This is a genomic window from Carboxylicivirga agarovorans (genome assembly GCF_050589845.1).
Lineage (GTDB): Bacteria > Bacteroidota > Bacteroidia > Bacteroidales > Marinilabiliaceae > Carboxylicivirga > Carboxylicivirga agarovorans.
In genome coordinates this window covers 132,397-148,249 of the sequence record NZ_JBNGPA010000004.1, presented here as the reverse complement: position 1 = coordinate 148,249, position 15,853 = coordinate 132,397, and the positions used below count along the sequence as shown (strand labels likewise).

The following is a 15,853-nucleotide window of genomic DNA, read 5'->3' as shown; positions in this document are numbered from 1 at the left end:
TAGAAATAAGCACTTACATATGACTGTAGCCGAACTTATAAAATCATCAACAAAAACAGGATTCTCTTTTGAATTGCTGCCTCCTTTAAAGGGTAACAGCATTGCAAAGGTGTTTAACACCATCGAGCAGCTGAAAGAGTTTGATCCTTTGTATATCAATATAACATCGCACCGCGATGAAATGCAGTATAAAGACACTGCCAATGGATTATATGAACGTAAGGTAATTCGTAAACGCCCCGGAACAGTTGCTGTGGCAGCATCCATTCAGCACAGCTATGGTATCAAGGTTGTTCCGCATATCATTTGCAGTGGTTTTACTAAAAGTGAAACGGAATATGCGCTTATTGATCTTAATTTTCTGGGTATCCACGATATTCTTGTCCTGCGTGGTGATAATGCCAGTAAGGAGCGTTTCACATCTGTTAGTGGTGAAAATAACAAGTATGCCATTGATCTGGTAAACCAGGTTAATGAGTTGAATACAGGTCAGTTTTTAGATGGTACCTTGCTCGATGCCTTTGATACACCGTTTAGCTATGGAGTGGCTGGTTACCCCGAGAAACATGAAGAGGCTCCCAATATGGATTCTGACTTACACTGGTTAAAGCAAAAAGTAGATGCAGGAGCAGAGTACGTTGTGACACAAATGTTTTTTGATAATTCAAAGTATTTTGATTTTGTTAAGCGGGCCAGGGCTATGGGAATTACCGTGCCAATTGTCCCGGGATTAAAGCCGATCACGCTGATGAACCAGTTAACCATACTGCCTAAAATATTCCATGTTGATATTCCTGAAGCTTTTGCAAAGGAAATAAGAAAGTGCAAGAACAACGATGAGGTGAAGCAGGTGGGAGTTGAATGGTGTATTCAGCAAGCCAAAGAACTGATAAGCCACAATGTGCCTATTTTACATTTTTATACCATGATGGCCACCAGCAGCACACGTAAAGTTGCTGAAGGCATCTACTAGGTATTAGGGATCTGGCTTTGAGTTAGCAGACATGGTGTGCTGTTAATTTAAATGTCCATTAATTAATGTACTTTCGTTCAAAACTTAATAATCAGGTATGAAAGGAACAAAGAAATTATTGTGGTGCCTGGCAATAGTCGCTATGACGATCAGTTGTCAATCCTCAGGTAAGCAATCAAAAACAAAGGGGCAAAATGAGCCTTCAGTGGCAGAGCGGGAAGCTAAGCCTACGATTAATATGGCCGCTTATTTTGATGCTGCCTTAAACGGTGGTATTGAGGTTGTTCAAAACGCTATTAAGGATGGCGTTGATATAGAAGCACGCAATGAAAACGGTTATACAGCGCTCATGCTGGCAGCCTATAACGGGCATCATCATATTATTAAATTGCTGCTGGAAAACGGAGCCAAGATAGATGCCGTTGACGGGCTTAATCGTAGCGCACTTATGTTTGCCTCAACCGGACCTTTTGCCCCAGCTGTTGAGGTTCTGATTAAGGCCGGTGCCGATGTTAACGCCATTGACAGCCATGAAAACTGGACCCCTGTTATGTTTGCAGCCGGTGAGGGGCAACTTGAAGTAATAAAACTGCTGGTGGCTAATGGAGCTGATCTGACAAAACTGGATACCGATGGTGAATCGGCATTGGATTTTGCAACGGCCAATGGTCATGCAGAAACAGTAAAATATCTTCAGGCGCAGTTAAAATAACTGGTGTAGGATGATTTGCTTTGGAATTTCATCCGAACACCCTTAAGTGCAGATCCGCGTTAGCGGGGGATCATTTATTAAATCAACACCTTACAAGTCAATTGCTTCGGCAACCATACGAGGGGTAATGTCCATCAGGCATTTCCTCTCTTCTTTTATCTTGCATTTCGTGCTGCCATCCTTAGTACAAGGTCGACAAGGCAGGTCCACCTCCATAATTTTCATTTTTGGATTTGACGGATAGCCAAATGCCGTTGGACCTATAATGGCCTGTCCGGGTTTTTGGAATAGGTCAGCTGCATGCAAAAAACCTGTGTCACCACTAATAACATAAGGCGCGTGCCAAACGGTGCAAAAGCTTTCCATTAATGAGGTTTTACCAGCCAGGTTAATCACACGTTCAGGAGCTGTGCTTCGTATGTCTTCACAAAAATCATCACCCGGGCCACCCAGGACAATAAAGTGCAGATCATGCCTTGTCTTAACCAGATCCTGCCAGTACTTAACCGGCCAGCGCTTCAATTCCCATGCTGCCGATGGGACAAGGGCTACCCATTTTTGATCTTGAGGTATGTTGGACAGGACAAGCTCTTCAATTTTTTGCTCTGTTTCAGGTGGGAAAGCCCAGTTTTCGAAAGGTGTGTTAAACTCATTAACCTCCCACTTTGCAAGCGGTGTTTGAAAAGAGGCCAGTGCTCTGAATGGCTTTGGTAATTTATTAATGCCAAATTGGAAAAGCAGGAAACGCTTAAAACGATCTTTGCGACGTGTTACCAGCTTGTTTTTATTGAATATTTTGCAGAAGCCAAACGGACAAAGAACAAGTTTTAAGATATTGGAGCGTATATTACTGTGTGCATCGTATATTAAGTCAAACTTCTCCTTTTTAAGTTCAGCACCTAACTTAAATACACCTCCAAATCCTTCTTTACGGTCAAAGGCCCAAATTGTATCTATCCGCGGATCAATTTTTACCAGTGATTGCATATCAGCGCGAACCACCCAATGAATTTCAGCATTGGGGAATTTGTTTTTTAAACCGGTAACGACCGACATGCATTGAATAATGTCTCCGATGGAACTAAGACGTATAATAAGGATTTTCATTGCTCGTGTTTTAATGATCTGATTTTCGGTATTGAGATCGAAATCAGTATAACAGCGCAAAAATAAAAAAATCCCGGCGCAATGCCGGGATTTAACTTCCTTTATATCATGACGCGCTTAAGCGCTTTTATGGATCAATATGGTTACATTATTATTTTCACACTCCAATACACCACTTTTACAGTCATAGTACTCTTCGCGACCGGTTTTACTAATAACACGAATCTTGCCTTCTATCAATACCGATATGATGGGAGCATGGTTCTTAAGCAAGGTAAACTGCCCTTTTTCACCGGGTACCGTTACCAAACCAACCGCCTCGTCGTAAATCACCTTATCAGGCGTTACTATTTCGCAATACAGATCTTCCATCAGGCAGATTTTGCTTGTTTCAACATTTCTTCTCCTTTGGCAATGGCATCTTCAATGGTTCCCACCAGGTTAAAGGCTGCTTCAGGGTATTTATCCACCTCACCATTTAAGATCATCTTAAAGCCTTTGATGGTATCTTCAATAGATACAAACACCCCTTTAAGGCCTGTGAATTGCTCAGCAACGTGGAATGGCTGCGATAAGAAACGCTGGACACGACGTGCACGGTGCACAACAAGTTTATCATCTTCAGACAGCTCCTCCATACCAAGGATGGCAATAATATCCTGAAGTTCTTTATAGCGTTGCAGAATCTCAATAACAGCCTGCGCAGTGTTGTAATGATCATCACCAACAATTTCAGGAGTCAGCATTCGCGATGTTGAGTCAAGCGGATCAACGGCCGGATAAATACCTAACTCGGCAATTTTACGGCTTAATACTGTTTTGGCATCCAGGTGAGCAAAGGTTGTTGCAGGAGCAGGGTCTGTTAAGTCATCGGCAGGTACATATACCGCCTGTACCGATGTGATCGAACCGTGCTTGGTTGAAGCAATGCGTTCCTGCAGGGCACCCATCTCAGATGAAAGCGTTGGTTGATAACCTACTGCTGATGGCATACGCCCCAAGAGGGCTGATACCTCAGAACCGGCCTGCGTAAATCGGAATATATTATCGACAAAAAGCAGTACATCACGTCCTGATCCTGTTCCATCACCATCACGGAAACTTTCTGCGATTGTCAGACCTGATAAGGCAACACGGGCACGTGCTCCCGGAGGCTCGTTCATCTGACCAAATACCATGGTTACCTGTGAGGTGTCAAGGGCTTTCTTATCAACTTTAGATAAGTCCCAGCCTCCGTTTTCCATGTCTTCTTTGAAGTCATCGCCGTAATTAACAATGCCCGATTCAATCATCTCGCGCAGCAGGTCATTTCCTTCGCGGGTACGCTCACCTACACCGGCAAAAACAGAGAGGCCATCGTGACCTTTGGCAATGTTGTTAATTAACTCCTGTATTAACACGGTTTTTCCTACACCGGCACCACCGAACAATCCGATCTTACCACCTTTGGCATAAGGCTCGATCAGGTCAACTACTTTAATGCCGGTAAATAGAATCTCGGCCTGGGTTGAAAGTTCCTCAAATGATGGTGGCGCTTTGTGAATAGGGCTTCCACCCTCTTTAGTAACATTGCCGATACCGTCGATGGCATTACCAACAACGTTTAGCAGGCGGCCTTTTACCATTTCACCTGCAGGCATCGTAATAGGATTACCCAGGTGGTATACTTCTATACCGCGCGTTAAACCATCGGTTGAATCCATTGCAATACAACGAATGGTGTTTTCGCCAATATGTTGTTGGCACTCAATTATGATTGAAGGATGCCCTTCGCGCTTAATTTCTAAAGCATCTAAGATGTTTGGAAGCTCTTGATCATTTAAATCGAAGCTAACGTCTACAACAGGACCAACTATCTGAATGATGGTACCAACCAATTTTTCCATATTATGCGTATTATTCTCGCGTTGTTAAAGTTCCTTATCGGGAACGTTCAATCAGCTTAATGGCAAATTGACGTAATTCTTCTTTCATGCTGTCACGACCGTTAACCTCGTTAAGTGCCGAGATTGCTTTTTCGAAATAGAAATTCATTTTTTCTCTGGCTAACTCATCAACTTTTAATGAGTTATAGATGTTTCTAACGCTTTCTATTTTTTCCTCAGCATCAAACTCTTTGGCATTAATCCAGGTTAGCAGTTCTTCTTGCAATGAACCCGACGCCAATTGTAACGCATTAAGGAGTAAAAATGTTTTCTTGTTGGCAACAATATCTCCGCCAATGGCTTTTCCAAACGTTTCAATGTTACCGTAAACATCCAGAAAATCGTCCTGTAGCTGGAATGCCAAACCAATGTTTTCACCAAACTGGTATAACAAGTCGGCATCTTTATCGCTTGCATCGCCAATAATGGCTCCGGTTTTTAAACTGGCTGCCAAAAGCACAGCAGTCTTTAAGCGGATCATGGTCAGGTAATCATCAACTTTTACATCGTCGCGCGTTTCAAATTCCATGTCGTATTGCTGGCCTTCGCATACTTCTATAGCTGTTTGACTAAACAGGTCAAGTACCTTCTTCAGGTGCTGGCCATTAATTTGGGCGGCATACTGATAGGCTTTAATCAACATGGCATCGCCAGACAGAATTCCTGTGTTTTCGTCCCACTTCTTATGAACAGTTGGTTGATTGCGTCTGACATCGGCATTGTCCATTATATCATCATGTAAGAGGGTGAAATTATGGAAAATCTCCAATGAAAGGCTTGGTTTCACGGCCTGTTCTATTTCATCGGTAAACAAATAGCATCCTGCCAGGCAAAGTGTTGGCCTGATACGCTTGCCACCCATGCCCATAACATAGTCAATGGGTTCATATAAGCCTTTGGGTTCGACAACAAATTGCTGTTTGCCTAGTTCTTTTTCAACAATTTTTTGAAGGTCCGATATTTTGTACATAAAAAGTGATTTAAGCATTTGCCTGGATTTGCTTTGGCTGATGGCATATTTATCATGCCTGCTACCGCGAACCATGGACTTTAATTTATTCTGTTTTTTTATCTTTTTTATTTTCGATCTTCAATTCTTCCAACTCAATGTCCTCGTCTTCATCATATATATGCAACAATGGTTCTTTGAACGATTGGTTGGTAATTGCTTTCTCCAGTGTTAATAATAACGCCGGTAACAGAATGAGGTTCGAGAACAAGGCAATTAAAAGTGTAACGGCCACTAAAACACCTAAGGCAACTGTGCCTCCAAACTGGGATACACTAAAGATACCAAATCCAAAGAAGAGAATGATGGATGTATATATCATACTCACACCTGTTTCTTTTAAAGCCAGCACTACTGCAGCACGAATACTCCAGTTGGTTTCAGATAGCTCCTGGCGATATTTGGCCAGGTAATGAATGGTGTCGTCCACACTAATACCAAAGGCAATACTAAATACCAGTATGGTTGAAGGTTTAATAGGAATTTGGAAGAAGCCCATTAATGCGGCCGTCATTATCAATGGGAAGATATTTGGTATCAGTGATACCAGCACCATTCGTTTGGATGAGAACATCCAGGCCATGAACGAGGCTATTAGTACTACTGCCAGCATAAGACTGGTAAACAGGTTGCGCACCAGGTAATCAGTGCCCTTAAAAAATACCACGCTGGCCCCTGTTAATGAGGTATAGTATTTATCAGTCGGGAACACCTTTGTAATGGTTTCACGGATCTTCTGATCCAGTATGGCCATTTCAGTGGTGCCAATATCTTTCATCCTGAAACTTAAGCGGGCGCGTTGCTTGGTTGAATCAATAAAAGTGGTAACCAGGCCATTGCTGGCAGCTTCGCTGCTACTCCGGTTAACATAGGAGAGAATAAAGTTACGCTCCTGCGAGCTCGGTACTTTAAAGTGTCTTTCTTTGCCATTGTAGAATGCCTGGCGGGCAAACTTAACAACTTCGACCATTGAAACAGGGTGTGAGATGGCATCGAATTCTTTCAGCTCTTCCTGCAGTTTGTCCATTCGGCGAAGGTTGCTACCTGAGATGGCACCATTGGGCTTTTTGGTGTCGATCATCAACTCCAACGGCATCAGTCCATTGAAATTTTCTTCAAAAAACTTCAGGTCAACATAAAGCGGATCGTCGTGTGGAATGTCATCCAGCATGTAGCCTGTTGTTTTGATCCTTAAGATACCAATGATGCCTAAAAACAGCATGATTCCGGCTACCCAATAGACCTTAGTACGATGATTAAGGGAGATTTTTACCAATCCGTTAACCGCCTTTCCAATCATCTGGTTATCCAGGTGATTCAGGTGACGCTCCTTAGGGCCGTCAAGGAAACTGAATATAATGGGTATCAAAAGGATCGATAATACAAATACCACCATGATGTTGATGGCTGCGATCACACCAAATTCAACCAATATTTTACTGCTGGTAAAAATGAATGTGGCAAAACCCGATGCAGTTGTTAAGTTGGTTAAGAAAGTAGCATTACCAATTTTTCTGATAACACGCTGCAGAGCTTTGATTTTATTCTTGTGTTTGCGATACTCCTGGTGGTATTTATTAAGCAGGAATACCGAGTTGGGAATACCAATAACGATGATCAAGGGAGGAATCATCCCCGTAAGGATGGTGATCTTATAGCCAAATAAAGCCTGTATACCCAATGCCCATATAACAGCGATGCCAACAACCAGCATGCAAAACATGACCACTTTGAATGAACGGAAGAATAAAAATATTATCAATGCCGTTATTCCCAGAGCCAGGAATATAAACATATTCAGCTCTTTTTTGATCATCTCGGCAGTTACAACCCTGATATAAGGTAGTCCTGAATAATGAATTTCACGTTTACTCTTTTCAACAAATGACTGACCTGCTTTTTGAATATCGCTGATGAGCTTAACGCGTTCTTTGCTGTGTAATATCTCATCATCGAGGGAAATGGCAAGTAAATAGGCATCATTACTTTTGTTGTATAAAAGCTCTTTGTAAAAAGGTAAGCTGTAAAACACCTCTTTCAGTGAATCGAGTTCAGTCTGGTACTTTACCCGCTCTGGAAAGATCGGTTCAATTTCAAAACGTTTCTGCTTGCTGTTCTTTTTCAGGTTATAGGACTGTCCGACCGAAAAAACCGATGTAACACCTTCAACCTCAAGTAACGATTCGGAGAAATCCTGCCAGGCATTAAAGTCATTCAGCTCGAAGAAGTCTTCGTTTTGAATACCAACAATTACCATATTACCTTCGTTGCCATAGATACTCAGGAAATTCTGGTATTCAACATAGGTTGGATCATCTTCGGGTAATAAGGGGGCATACTGGTACGACATTTCAATGCGTCGTGACATGATACCCATAAAAACTGTTACCAAAAACAAGGCAACTAAAATTGCAATTCGATTGCGTAATATAAAGCGTGCTATATTAATCCACATTAGCTATTCATTCCTTTTATATGTTGTGCGAAAATAGGTAAAAAGGGTATTATCGGCAATGATTAAATGTTTATAGAATAACCGAGGTAATGATTTCAATATCCATCTTTAAGTCATTTGATTCCAGAGTGGAGTGAAATATTACCAGTTTATTGGTGTCTATTTGTTTTGAGATAATATGCTGAACCTCTTCAAGGTCCTTATTATCTGGTATGGTTATTTTTACTTCGTCAGCTTTTTTATTCAGTTTCAAACCACAATTATCTGCTGATTGAATTATCGATGTCAGAGCTTCCTCCAGTTGTCCTTTACTGCTTGCGGCACCTGAGTTAACAGGAGGTCTGCAAATAAATTTATTAAGTCCGGGAATAAAACAGTTTTGTGTTTGTTCGCTTTCTGCATCCAGATTATACTGTGCTGTAGGAAAACCGTCTTTTACTGCGGCAATAAAATCAATAACGAAGCCGTCAGTGTCGGAATTCATAGTATGTTGTAACGGATAACCATGTTTAAACAGGTTAGGATCGAAATAAAGAGTTCGAATCTCATTAATGGTTTGCACGTTTGTCCATCCTGTAGTGGTATCAGCTTTTTTACCTTGTATATCGTTGATAAAATTGGTTTGGCAACTGACATGCCCGAAATGCATCTCCTCATGGTCAAGTAACTGCTCCATAAAATCAAAGGTGCTTTGAACAAGGCGAAGCTTATCGCCGCTTTGATCGAAGCTAATACCTCCGCTTATCAAAATGGTTTCTTCATTGTTTTTGACAACGCAGTAATTGAACTTCTGAAACTCTTTGTATTCTATTGTAAAGGATTTCTCATCACAAATACAGAATTTGAGTAAAGCCTTGGTGGCATCGTCGGCCAGTTCTTTAGCTACAAATAAATTAGCAGGTATTTTATCTTTAAATACTTCTGATACAACAGAATCAAAAGATTTTGTGCAGGTTGTTAATTCGTCGTTGTTTTTAACCGGTGCATAGCATTCAACTTTAACAATGGTTGTAGGTGCTATACTTAAATCAGATAAAAAGGATGAAATTTCATGGTTAATCTCATCTGTTTTATCCATAAAGAGTAAATGTGAATCTATTTTCAGCGAAGTGTATTTCATTGTAACTAATCGATTTACCGTTATGACCTATTTATATAAGCTGGTTTGGGGTAGAAAAATCGAGGCAAAGTTAAGTGAATTGAATTATATAAATTGATCATTTAAGTTTCTTTATACCTAAAAATCAAAAATATTCAAGGAAAAAGAAACATAATGGCATCTGGTGCGTACCAAAACGCATTAAGATGTTGAATTTTGTAGGACAGATTTATTATGAAAAAGATTTTTTTCTTTTTGGCTTTATGCTTGTTACCGCTGGCTGGACAAGCTCAGGTAGCGAAGTATAAGTCAGTATTTACCTTAAGTTTTATCAGGCACATCGGATGGACAGAGTCGGCTAAAGAAGGCGATTTTGTTATTGGAGTTGTGCGCGACAGGGAGATGTCGAGTTGGCTGGGAAAATTATCAGCTGGCAAGAAATTTGGTTTCCAAAATGTTGTTATTAAGGAATTTAAATCGCCAGAAGATGTGGTGGACTGCCAGGTGGTTTATATTTCTTCCAATGTTAACTTCAATAAGCATGCCGCGACAATTATTGATAAAGTTAATGGAGGTAGTACCTTGATAATAACAGAGTCAGAAGGAGCATGTAACTCTGGAGCGATGATAAACTTTGTTGTTAGAGATGATAAACTTAAATTTGAGATCCATAAAGCGAATGCTGCTAAGTTTGGTTTACAAATTAGCTCGAAGCTTGAAGGGATGTCAAATGCAATTAGCTTATAAGAAGTAATCATGAAAAACATCAAACTGAATATTGCCCAGAAGTTGTTGGGAGGGTTCGGGTTAATACTGCTGCTTATTGTAGTGCAGGGTATCTGGACATACTCCACTTTAACAGGGAGTAAAAGTAAAAACAGGGAACTAACAGAAGTTTACTCGCCATCATCTGAGAAGTTGAATGGTTTAAGCGATTTAGTAATTGACAGTAAAATGTTAATTCGTAGTTGGGTGTTTATCGATATTCAAACAGATACACCTGATAAGATCCGTTTAAAAGAACTTCATGATAAGGACTTTCCCCTTTTAAAGGAAGATTTACTTAAGCTAAGTGAGGAGTGGGAGAATCAGGAAGATAAAGATGAATTGGCTCACATTTTCAATGATGTGGATTCACTTTTCCAGATCCAGCAGTATGTAATGAGCAGCTTAAATTCTTTTGAAGCTTATGAAGATGTAATGATCAAATTCGAAACTGAAGATAAAGTTCAGGACGGAGGCGAAATTATTACCTTGACAGAAGAAGTTGACAATCAGATCAAGGAATTAGCAGCTAAATACGATGAAGCGACAAATCAGGCATTAACTGATAGTAACAGTAGTTTTACTGTATTGCAGATAGTGATCCTGATCATGAGTTTACTGGTTATTGCAGGTGCCCTTGCTACTGCCTACTTACTGTACAACTCAATTGTTGCTCCACTTAATAAAGGCGTTACTTTTGCCCAGGCGATTGGCGAAGGTGATCTGACGGCAACAGTTGATGTGGATCAGAATGATGAAATCGGCGACCTGGCCAAAGCCCTGGTTAGCATGGCCGATAATCTTAAAAATACGGTTAATACCATTAAGTCCAATGCAGATGATCTGGTAACTTCAAGTACTCAATTGAAGTCGAGCTCGTTGCAGTTGTCTAAAGGATCAGCTGATCAGGCAGCTTCAGCCGAAGAGGTATCTACCTCAATTGAAGAGATGGTCGCTAATATTGATCAAAATACAGATAACTCAATTCAGACCGAGAAGATCACTGTTGAAACAGCTAAAGATGTAAGCGTTGCTGATGAGTTGTCGACACAGGCTGCCAAGGTGATGAAAGATGTATCAGAGAAGATCACGATCATTAGTGATATTGCTTTCCAGACAAATATTCTTGCACTGAACGCCGCGGTTGAGGCCGCTCGTGCAGGTGAGCACGGTAGAGGTTTCTCTGTGGTCGCTGCCGAAGTACGTAAGTTAGCTGAACGCAGTAAGTCAGCTGCTGATGAAATTGTATCATTGGTTTCAACAGGGTTGAAAGTTTCAACAGAAGCAGGTGAAAAGTCTAAGGCACTTGTTCCTGATATTGAAAAGACAACTCAGTTGATCAAGGAGATATCGGCGGCCAGTATGGAGCAAAAAACCGGTGCTGAGCAGATCAACCTGGCTATGCAACAGTTGAATATGATCACGCAGGAAAATGCTTCATCGTCTGATGAACTGACTCAGAGCTCTGATCAGTTGGCCAACCTGGCTGACAATCTGAATGAAGCAGTCAGCTACTTTAAAATTGATGCAAAAAGCAAGAAGGCAGAAGCTGATAAAGTAAGTAAGAAGGCAGTTAAGCCTGCTGCATCGGTTAAACCAAAGGCAGAGCCTAAAAAGGAAGTGAAGAAGCCTGATGTTAAGCCTGCAGAAAAAGCGCCGAAACAATCAGAGAATCCGTTCTCAAACTTCGACAAGGACTTTGATTTAGATAATTACGAGAAATTCTAAGACGTAAGATAATGGAGAGTTTACCATATAAAGTTATTCATGATGAGTTACCTGAACAGTCAATTATTCGCTTTTCAGGTCAGCTTATCATTAATCATATCGAAAAAATAGCAGATGCTGTGAAGAACGGCTTAAAAACCGATAAGGATCTGCAGATCGAAATTGATAATCCTGAAAGTGTGGATGTTACTTTTATTCAGCTATTGCTGTCATTAAAAGCTACACTGAAAGCTAATGGTAAAGTAACCAATATTAATGCTGAATTGAAGCCCGAATTACAGGCGCTGATTAAAAATTCAGGATTCCAAAACGTCCTTAATTAATCTTAAATATATTATAACTAGAAAAATACATTATGGCTAAAACAGTTCTCATCGTTGATGATTCAGAAAGTATCCGCGAAGTAGTCAACTTTACTCTTCAGAATGAAGGTTACGAAGTATTAGTTGGTGTAGACGGCGAAGATGCGCAAAAGTTCCTGGATGGCAGAACGATTGATATTGTTATCACCGACCTTCACATGCCTAACCTTGATGGTTTAGGATTGATTAGAAAAATCAGAGAGATTGAAGCTTATAAGCATATTCCAATCTTATTCTTAACAACTGAGTCTCAGGCATCAAAGAAAATGGAAGCCAAGCAGGCAGGTGCCACAGGATGGATTATTAAACCCTTCGTTCCAGCTAAGTTGTTGAGCGCAATTTCTCGTGTCTTAAGATAAGATGAGAGTTAAGAATATTTTTATCAAAGAAACGTCAGATAACCTTTCGGTATTGGAGCAAGAGTTGGCACAGCCTGCTCAATTGTCGCATGACGCCGTTGAAATGGTGGTACGTACCATGCACAATATAAAAGGGACGGCACCGATGGTTGGCTTTAATGAACTGCCTGATATTGCCATACCTATTGAGCAAGCTTTTAAAGAAGTGCTCAACAATAAGCTTGAGATCAATGGCAATATGGTTGAGAAAACCAAATCGGCAGTTTCTGTCTTGCAGAAATTACTGGTAAGCGAAGAAGCTCATACGCCGCAGACAGAAGAAGAAAAGAACGTTCTGATAGACTATTTTAACACCATCACCGGTTAAAAGCACAAACAAATGATTGATAAGTTTAAGGCAAAATTTGTAGAAGAGTCAAACGATAATGTTCATGACTTAGAAGAAGCCCTGTTGCTTCTGGAGAAAGATACCTCGAATAATGAAATAATTGAGCGTATCTTTCGAGCTATGCACACGCTTAAGGGTGGTGGAGCAATGTTTGGCTTTAACCAACTGAGTGAATTCACTCATCATCTGGAAACCGTATTTGACTTAGTCAGAAATAATAAACTAAGCATTACTGATGATATTATTTCACTCACATTTGAATCGATTGACCACATCAAGCATATGCTGGAGGTGGGCGATGTGGATGATGCTGATGAGCTGGACAATCAGGCAGCTTTTATCCGTCGTGTTCAACAGTTCTCAAACAGTGATGGAACAGCAGCTGCTCCGGTTGCGGCAAGCAGCAGTGAACCCGCTGTAAAAGATGATGGTTCAAAAACATTTTTAATCAATATAAAGCCCAATGAGGAAATCCTGCGTAACGGAACTAATCCGTTCTATCTGCTGGATGATCTTCATGCAATGGGTGAAGCAAGGGTTGTGGCCTTTTATGAAAAAGTGCCGGCTTTAAGTAGCTTCAATCCAGTAAATAGTTATTGTCATTGGCAGGTTGTTCTTAATACTGAAGAGTCAGTTAATGATATCAAAGATGTTTTCATTTTTGTTGAAGATGAATGTGAGATCAGCATTGAAGAAGTTGGTTCGGGCAATCTTCTAACATCCAGTGCTATTGCCAATAGCATTGATGAAGCATCAAAGCTTCAAAAAAGTCTTACTAAAGAAGAGCTGATCGCTTTAGGATCTGCTTCGGGAGGTCAGGCAAAAAAAGAGACGAAAAAGAAGGTTCAGCTTAAGGAACATAAGATATCAAGTATTCGTGTTAATTCAACTAAGATTGATGAGTTGGTTAACCTGGTTAGTGAATTGGTTACCATTCAGGCTCAGTTAAACCTGTTTGCAGAAAATGATGGTAATCCTGCTGTTTTAGCCTTAGCAGAAAATATTCAGAAGCTGAGCCGTCAGTTACGCGATAATGCTTTTTCGATCAGCCTTATTCCGTTACAAAGTGAATTAATGCGTTTCCAGCGCCTGGTTCGGGATTTATCAAAAGAGCTGGATAAGGATATAGACTTTGTAATTGAAGGCGGAGACATTGAGCTGGATAAAAACATTATTGAGCACCTGACAGATCCCTTGTTACACATTATTCGTAATGCCGTTGATCATGGTATTGAAATGCCGGATGAACGTATTAAAAGCGGTAAGGCACCTAAAGGAACCATTCTTTTCAAAGCCTATTACTCCGGCGCCAGTGTAATCGTTGAAGTAATGGATGATGGTAAGGGAATTGATCCTGAATTCATTCGTAATAAAGCGATAAGTAAAGGATTAATCGATGCCAATACAGAATTAAGCCGTAAGGAGATATTTGAATTGGTATTCCTGAGTGGTTTCTCCACCAAAGAAGAAGTGACCGATGTATCGGGTCGTGGAGTTGGTATGGATGTGGTGAAAAAGAAGATCGGGGAAATCAGGGGAGAAGTTTCCCTGGATTCTGAAATAGGTAAAGGCACCACCTTAACGCTGGAACTACCAATGACCTTATCCATTATCGATGGTCTGCTGGTTAAGGTTTTCAAAAACCAGTATGTGATTCCGATTGCCAACATCGAAAAGATTTACGCGCTGGATACCGTATCATTTGGAAAGACATTCAACCATGTGGTTAATATCGATGAAGAGCAATATCCGTTTATTGATCTGCGCGAAACCTTTGAGACGGAAATGGCAAGCAAGGGAACAGAGCAGCTGATACTGGTTAAATACGAAGACCGAAAAGTAGGTTTGCTTGTTGACCAGGTGATTGGAGAATATCAAACGGTAGTAAAACCACTTGGACGCTTCCTTAAGAAACAGGAAAATATATCAGGAGCTTCAATAATGGGTGATGGAACCATTGCCCTGGTTATTGATACCAATAGACTGATACATAATAACGCAGTTAAGAAATATCGAACTAAGAATTAATAAGATGAAAGAACAGATGACATCCATTATATCGTTTTTGATCAATAAAGAAGTGTTTGCGTTCGATACTCTTAAGGTTCGTAATATTCTTGAATTTGATAAAGTTACCTGGGTACCCAATACCAAAGATTATTTGATCGGGGTCATTAACCTGCATGGTAACATCATTCCTATCGCCGATTTGCGAATGATGATGGGAGTTGAATCAATTGAAAACGGACAAGATACAGCTGTGATCGTCGTGTCTGATGATGATAAAACAGATTCCTTAATTGGCTTTGTGGTAGATGGAGTAAAAGAGGTATTCGATCTTGATGATTCAGAGTTGAAAGAGTCAGTTATTAATGGAAATACCGGTTTAATACACGCCTTTACCGGGAGTATTCATAAAAATGATGAGTTTATTCACATCATTGAATTAAATGAAGTAGTACTAGAAATTGAAAAATAAGCATTAGCATGAGTCAGGAAGTAAATGCATATCTTACATTTTCAATTGGTGAAAACATCTTTGGTGTTCACGTTGAAAAAGTAGTCGAAATAAAAGAGTACATCGAGCCTAAACCAGTGCCCGAGAGTATGGCTTATGTGAAAGGAGTGGTTGATCATCGTGATAAGATCATTCCGATAATTGATGCTGCCGCCAAGTTTAACCTGGGAAGTGTTGAAATTACGCCTCAATCATGTTTCGTTGTTCTCGATATCAACAAGGCAGATGGTAGCCTGATGAGTGTTGGTGTATTGGTTGATGCTGTTTCAGACGTTTTTGAAGCAGATGATTCCAGGATCAAAGAGATAGAGACGGATTATAAGCCTGGCTATATATTGTCTTCATATCAGAATAATGATGATCTGGTGATGATATTGAATGCAGATAAGATTTTTAGTGAAACAGATATTATCAGTCTCGGTGAGGTGATTGATGCTGTAAATTAAGATTTGA

Annotated in this window: 16 protein-coding genes; 10 read left to right on the top strand and 6 right to left on the bottom strand. The window is 40.4% G+C overall.

Annotation, left to right across the window (positions count from 1 at the left end):
* Nucleotides 1-19: 19 nt before the first annotated feature.
* Together metF and ACRD69_RS06580 are read left to right on the top strand one after the other, a co-directional pair.
* Nucleotides 20-973, top strand: coding sequence for a methylenetetrahydrofolate reductase [NAD(P)H] (metF, locus tag ACRD69_RS06585; RefSeq protein ID WP_430814279.1), 954 nt, complete (start codon nucleotides 20-22; stop codon nucleotides 971-973).
* A gap of 97 nt (nucleotides 974-1,070) precedes the next feature.
* Nucleotides 1,071-1,685: an ankyrin repeat domain-containing protein gene (locus ACRD69_RS06580; RefSeq protein ID WP_430814278.1), complete on the top strand. Its 615-nt coding sequence runs from the start codon at nucleotides 1,071-1,073 to the stop codon at nucleotides 1,683-1,685.
* A gap of 90 nt (nucleotides 1,686-1,775) precedes the next feature.
* On the opposite strand, the gene ACRD69_RS06575 is transcribed toward ACRD69_RS06580, so the two are convergent.
* The 6 genes from ACRD69_RS06575 to ACRD69_RS06550 all read right to left on the bottom strand — a co-directional run bounded on the left by ACRD69_RS06575 (nucleotide 1,776) and on the right by ACRD69_RS06550 (nucleotide 9,301).
* Nucleotides 1,776-2,792, bottom strand: a complete 1,017-nt coding sequence (locus ACRD69_RS06575) for a glycosyltransferase family 9 protein (protein ID WP_430814277.1) — start codon at nucleotides 2,790-2,792, stop codon at nucleotides 1,776-1,778.
* 117 nt (nucleotides 2,793-2,909) lie between these two features.
* The gene (atpC, locus tag ACRD69_RS06570) at nucleotides 2,910-3,164 is read right to left on the bottom strand and encodes an ATP synthase F1 subunit epsilon (RefSeq protein WP_430814276.1); all 255 of its coding nucleotides are present in this window, start codon (nucleotides 3,162-3,164) and stop codon (nucleotides 2,910-2,912) included.
* Nucleotides 3,164-4,678, bottom strand: a complete 1,515-nt coding sequence (gene atpD / locus ACRD69_RS06565) for a F0F1 ATP synthase subunit beta (RefSeq protein ID WP_430814275.1) — start codon at nucleotides 4,676-4,678, stop codon at nucleotides 3,164-3,166. Before atpD ends, atpC begins: the two co-directional genes overlap by 1 nt.
* A gap of 34 nt (nucleotides 4,679-4,712) precedes the next feature.
* Entirely contained in the window at nucleotides 4,713-5,687 is a 975-nt protein-coding gene (locus ACRD69_RS06560; RefSeq protein ID WP_430814274.1) for a polyprenyl synthetase family protein, read from the bottom strand.
* An 85-nt stretch (nucleotides 5,688-5,772) separates the two neighbouring features.
* The gene (locus ACRD69_RS06555) at nucleotides 5,773-8,181 is read right to left on the bottom strand and encodes an efflux RND transporter permease subunit (RefSeq protein WP_430814273.1); all 2,409 of its coding nucleotides are present in this window, start codon (nucleotides 8,179-8,181) and stop codon (nucleotides 5,773-5,775) included.
* A 70-nt stretch (nucleotides 8,182-8,251) separates the two neighbouring features.
* Nucleotides 8,252-9,301 carry a hypothetical protein gene (locus ACRD69_RS06550; protein WP_430814272.1) on the bottom strand — a complete coding sequence of 350 codons (1,050 nt, stop codon included), beginning with the start codon at nucleotides 9,299-9,301 and terminating at the stop codon, nucleotides 8,252-8,254.
* 213 nt (nucleotides 9,302-9,514) lie between these two features.
* Between ACRD69_RS06550 and ACRD69_RS06545 the strand changes: the two genes are divergently transcribed.
* From ACRD69_RS06545 to ACRD69_RS06510, 8 genes are read left to right on the top strand one after another with little or no spacing between them, the layout of a single operon-like run.
* Nucleotides 9,515-10,027 carry a YfiR family protein gene (locus ACRD69_RS06545; RefSeq protein ID WP_430814271.1) on the top strand — a complete coding sequence of 171 codons (513 nt, stop codon included), beginning with the start codon at nucleotides 9,515-9,517 and terminating at the stop codon, nucleotides 10,025-10,027.
* Between the two features lie 9 nt (nucleotides 10,028-10,036).
* Nucleotides 10,037-11,773 (top strand): methyl-accepting chemotaxis protein, encoded by a 1,737-nt coding sequence (locus tag ACRD69_RS06540; RefSeq protein WP_430814270.1) that lies wholly within the window; start codon nucleotides 10,037-10,039, stop codon nucleotides 11,771-11,773.
* An 11-nt stretch (nucleotides 11,774-11,784) separates the two neighbouring features.
* A complete protein-coding gene (locus ACRD69_RS06535; protein ID WP_430814269.1) occupies nucleotides 11,785-12,096 on the top strand; it encodes an STAS domain-containing protein in 312 nt (103 codons plus the stop codon).
* 32 nt (nucleotides 12,097-12,128) lie between these two features.
* Nucleotides 12,129-12,494 carry a response regulator gene (locus ACRD69_RS06530; RefSeq protein WP_200463503.1) on the top strand — a complete coding sequence of 122 codons (366 nt, stop codon included), beginning with the start codon at nucleotides 12,129-12,131 and terminating at the stop codon, nucleotides 12,492-12,494.
* A gap of 1 nt (nucleotide 12,495) precedes the next feature.
* Nucleotides 12,496-12,861: an Hpt domain-containing protein gene (locus tag ACRD69_RS06525; protein WP_430814268.1), complete on the top strand. Its 366-nt coding sequence runs from the start codon at nucleotides 12,496-12,498 to the stop codon at nucleotides 12,859-12,861.
* Between the two features lie 12 nt (nucleotides 12,862-12,873).
* Complete coding sequence (locus ACRD69_RS06520) at nucleotides 12,874-14,910, top strand: chemotaxis protein CheA (protein ID WP_430814267.1); 2,037 nt, start codon at nucleotides 12,874-12,876, stop codon at nucleotides 14,908-14,910.
* Between the two features lie 4 nt (nucleotides 14,911-14,914).
* Nucleotides 14,915-15,361, top strand: a complete 447-nt coding sequence (locus tag ACRD69_RS06515; RefSeq protein WP_430814266.1) for a chemotaxis protein CheW — start codon at nucleotides 14,915-14,917, stop codon at nucleotides 15,359-15,361.
* A gap of 8 nt (nucleotides 15,362-15,369) precedes the next feature.
* Nucleotides 15,370-15,846: a chemotaxis protein CheW gene (locus tag ACRD69_RS06510; RefSeq protein WP_430814265.1), complete on the top strand. Its 477-nt coding sequence runs from the start codon at nucleotides 15,370-15,372 to the stop codon at nucleotides 15,844-15,846.
* Nucleotides 15,847-15,853 lie beyond the last annotated feature (7 nt).

Bases quoted from the DNA above. Each gene is read 5' to 3' on its own strand.
- ACRD69_RS06580 (WP_430814278.1), top strand. From the start codon at position 1,071: ATGAAAGGAACAAAGAAATTATTGTGGTGCCTGGCAATAGTCGCTATG.
- ACRD69_RS06545 (WP_430814271.1), top strand. From the start codon at position 9,515: ATGAAAAAGATTTTTTTCTTTTTGGCTTTATGCTTGTTACCGCTGGCT.
- ACRD69_RS06535 (WP_430814269.1), top strand. From the start codon at position 11,785: ATGGAGAGTTTACCATATAAAGTTATTCATGATGAGTTACCTGAACAG.
- ACRD69_RS06540 (WP_430814270.1), top strand. From the start codon at position 10,037: ATGAAAAACATCAAACTGAATATTGCCCAGAAGTTGTTGGGAGGGTTC.
- ACRD69_RS06550 (WP_430814272.1), bottom strand. From the start codon at position 9,301: ATGAAATACACTTCGCTGAAAATAGATTCACATTTACTCTTTATGGAT.
- ACRD69_RS06525 (WP_430814268.1), top strand. From the start codon at position 12,496: ATGAGAGTTAAGAATATTTTTATCAAAGAAACGTCAGATAACCTTTCG.
- atpC (WP_430814276.1), bottom strand. From the start codon at position 3,164: ATGGAAGATCTGTATTGCGAAATAGTAACGCCTGATAAGGTGATTTAC.
- ACRD69_RS06510 (WP_430814265.1), top strand. From the start codon at position 15,370: ATGAGTCAGGAAGTAAATGCATATCTTACATTTTCAATTGGTGAAAAC.
- ACRD69_RS06520 (WP_430814267.1), top strand. From the start codon at position 12,874: ATGATTGATAAGTTTAAGGCAAAATTTGTAGAAGAGTCAAACGATAAT.
- ACRD69_RS06575 (WP_430814277.1), bottom strand. From the start codon at position 2,792: ATGAAAATCCTTATTATACGTCTTAGTTCCATCGGAGACATTATTCAA.
- atpD (WP_430814275.1), bottom strand. From the start codon at position 4,678: ATGGAAAAATTGGTTGGTACCATCATTCAGATAGTTGGTCCTGTTGTA.
- ACRD69_RS06530 (WP_200463503.1), top strand. From the start codon at position 12,129: ATGGCTAAAACAGTTCTCATCGTTGATGATTCAGAAAGTATCCGCGAA.
- ACRD69_RS06555 (WP_430814273.1), bottom strand. From the start codon at position 8,181: ATGTGGATTAATATAGCACGCTTTATATTACGCAATCGAATTGCAATT.
- ACRD69_RS06515 (WP_430814266.1), top strand. From the start codon at position 14,915: ATGAAAGAACAGATGACATCCATTATATCGTTTTTGATCAATAAAGAA.
- metF (WP_430814279.1), top strand. From the start codon at position 20: ATGACTGTAGCCGAACTTATAAAATCATCAACAAAAACAGGATTCTCT.
- ACRD69_RS06560 (WP_430814274.1), bottom strand. From the start codon at position 5,687: ATGTACAAAATATCGGACCTTCAAAAAATTGTTGAAAAAGAACTAGGC.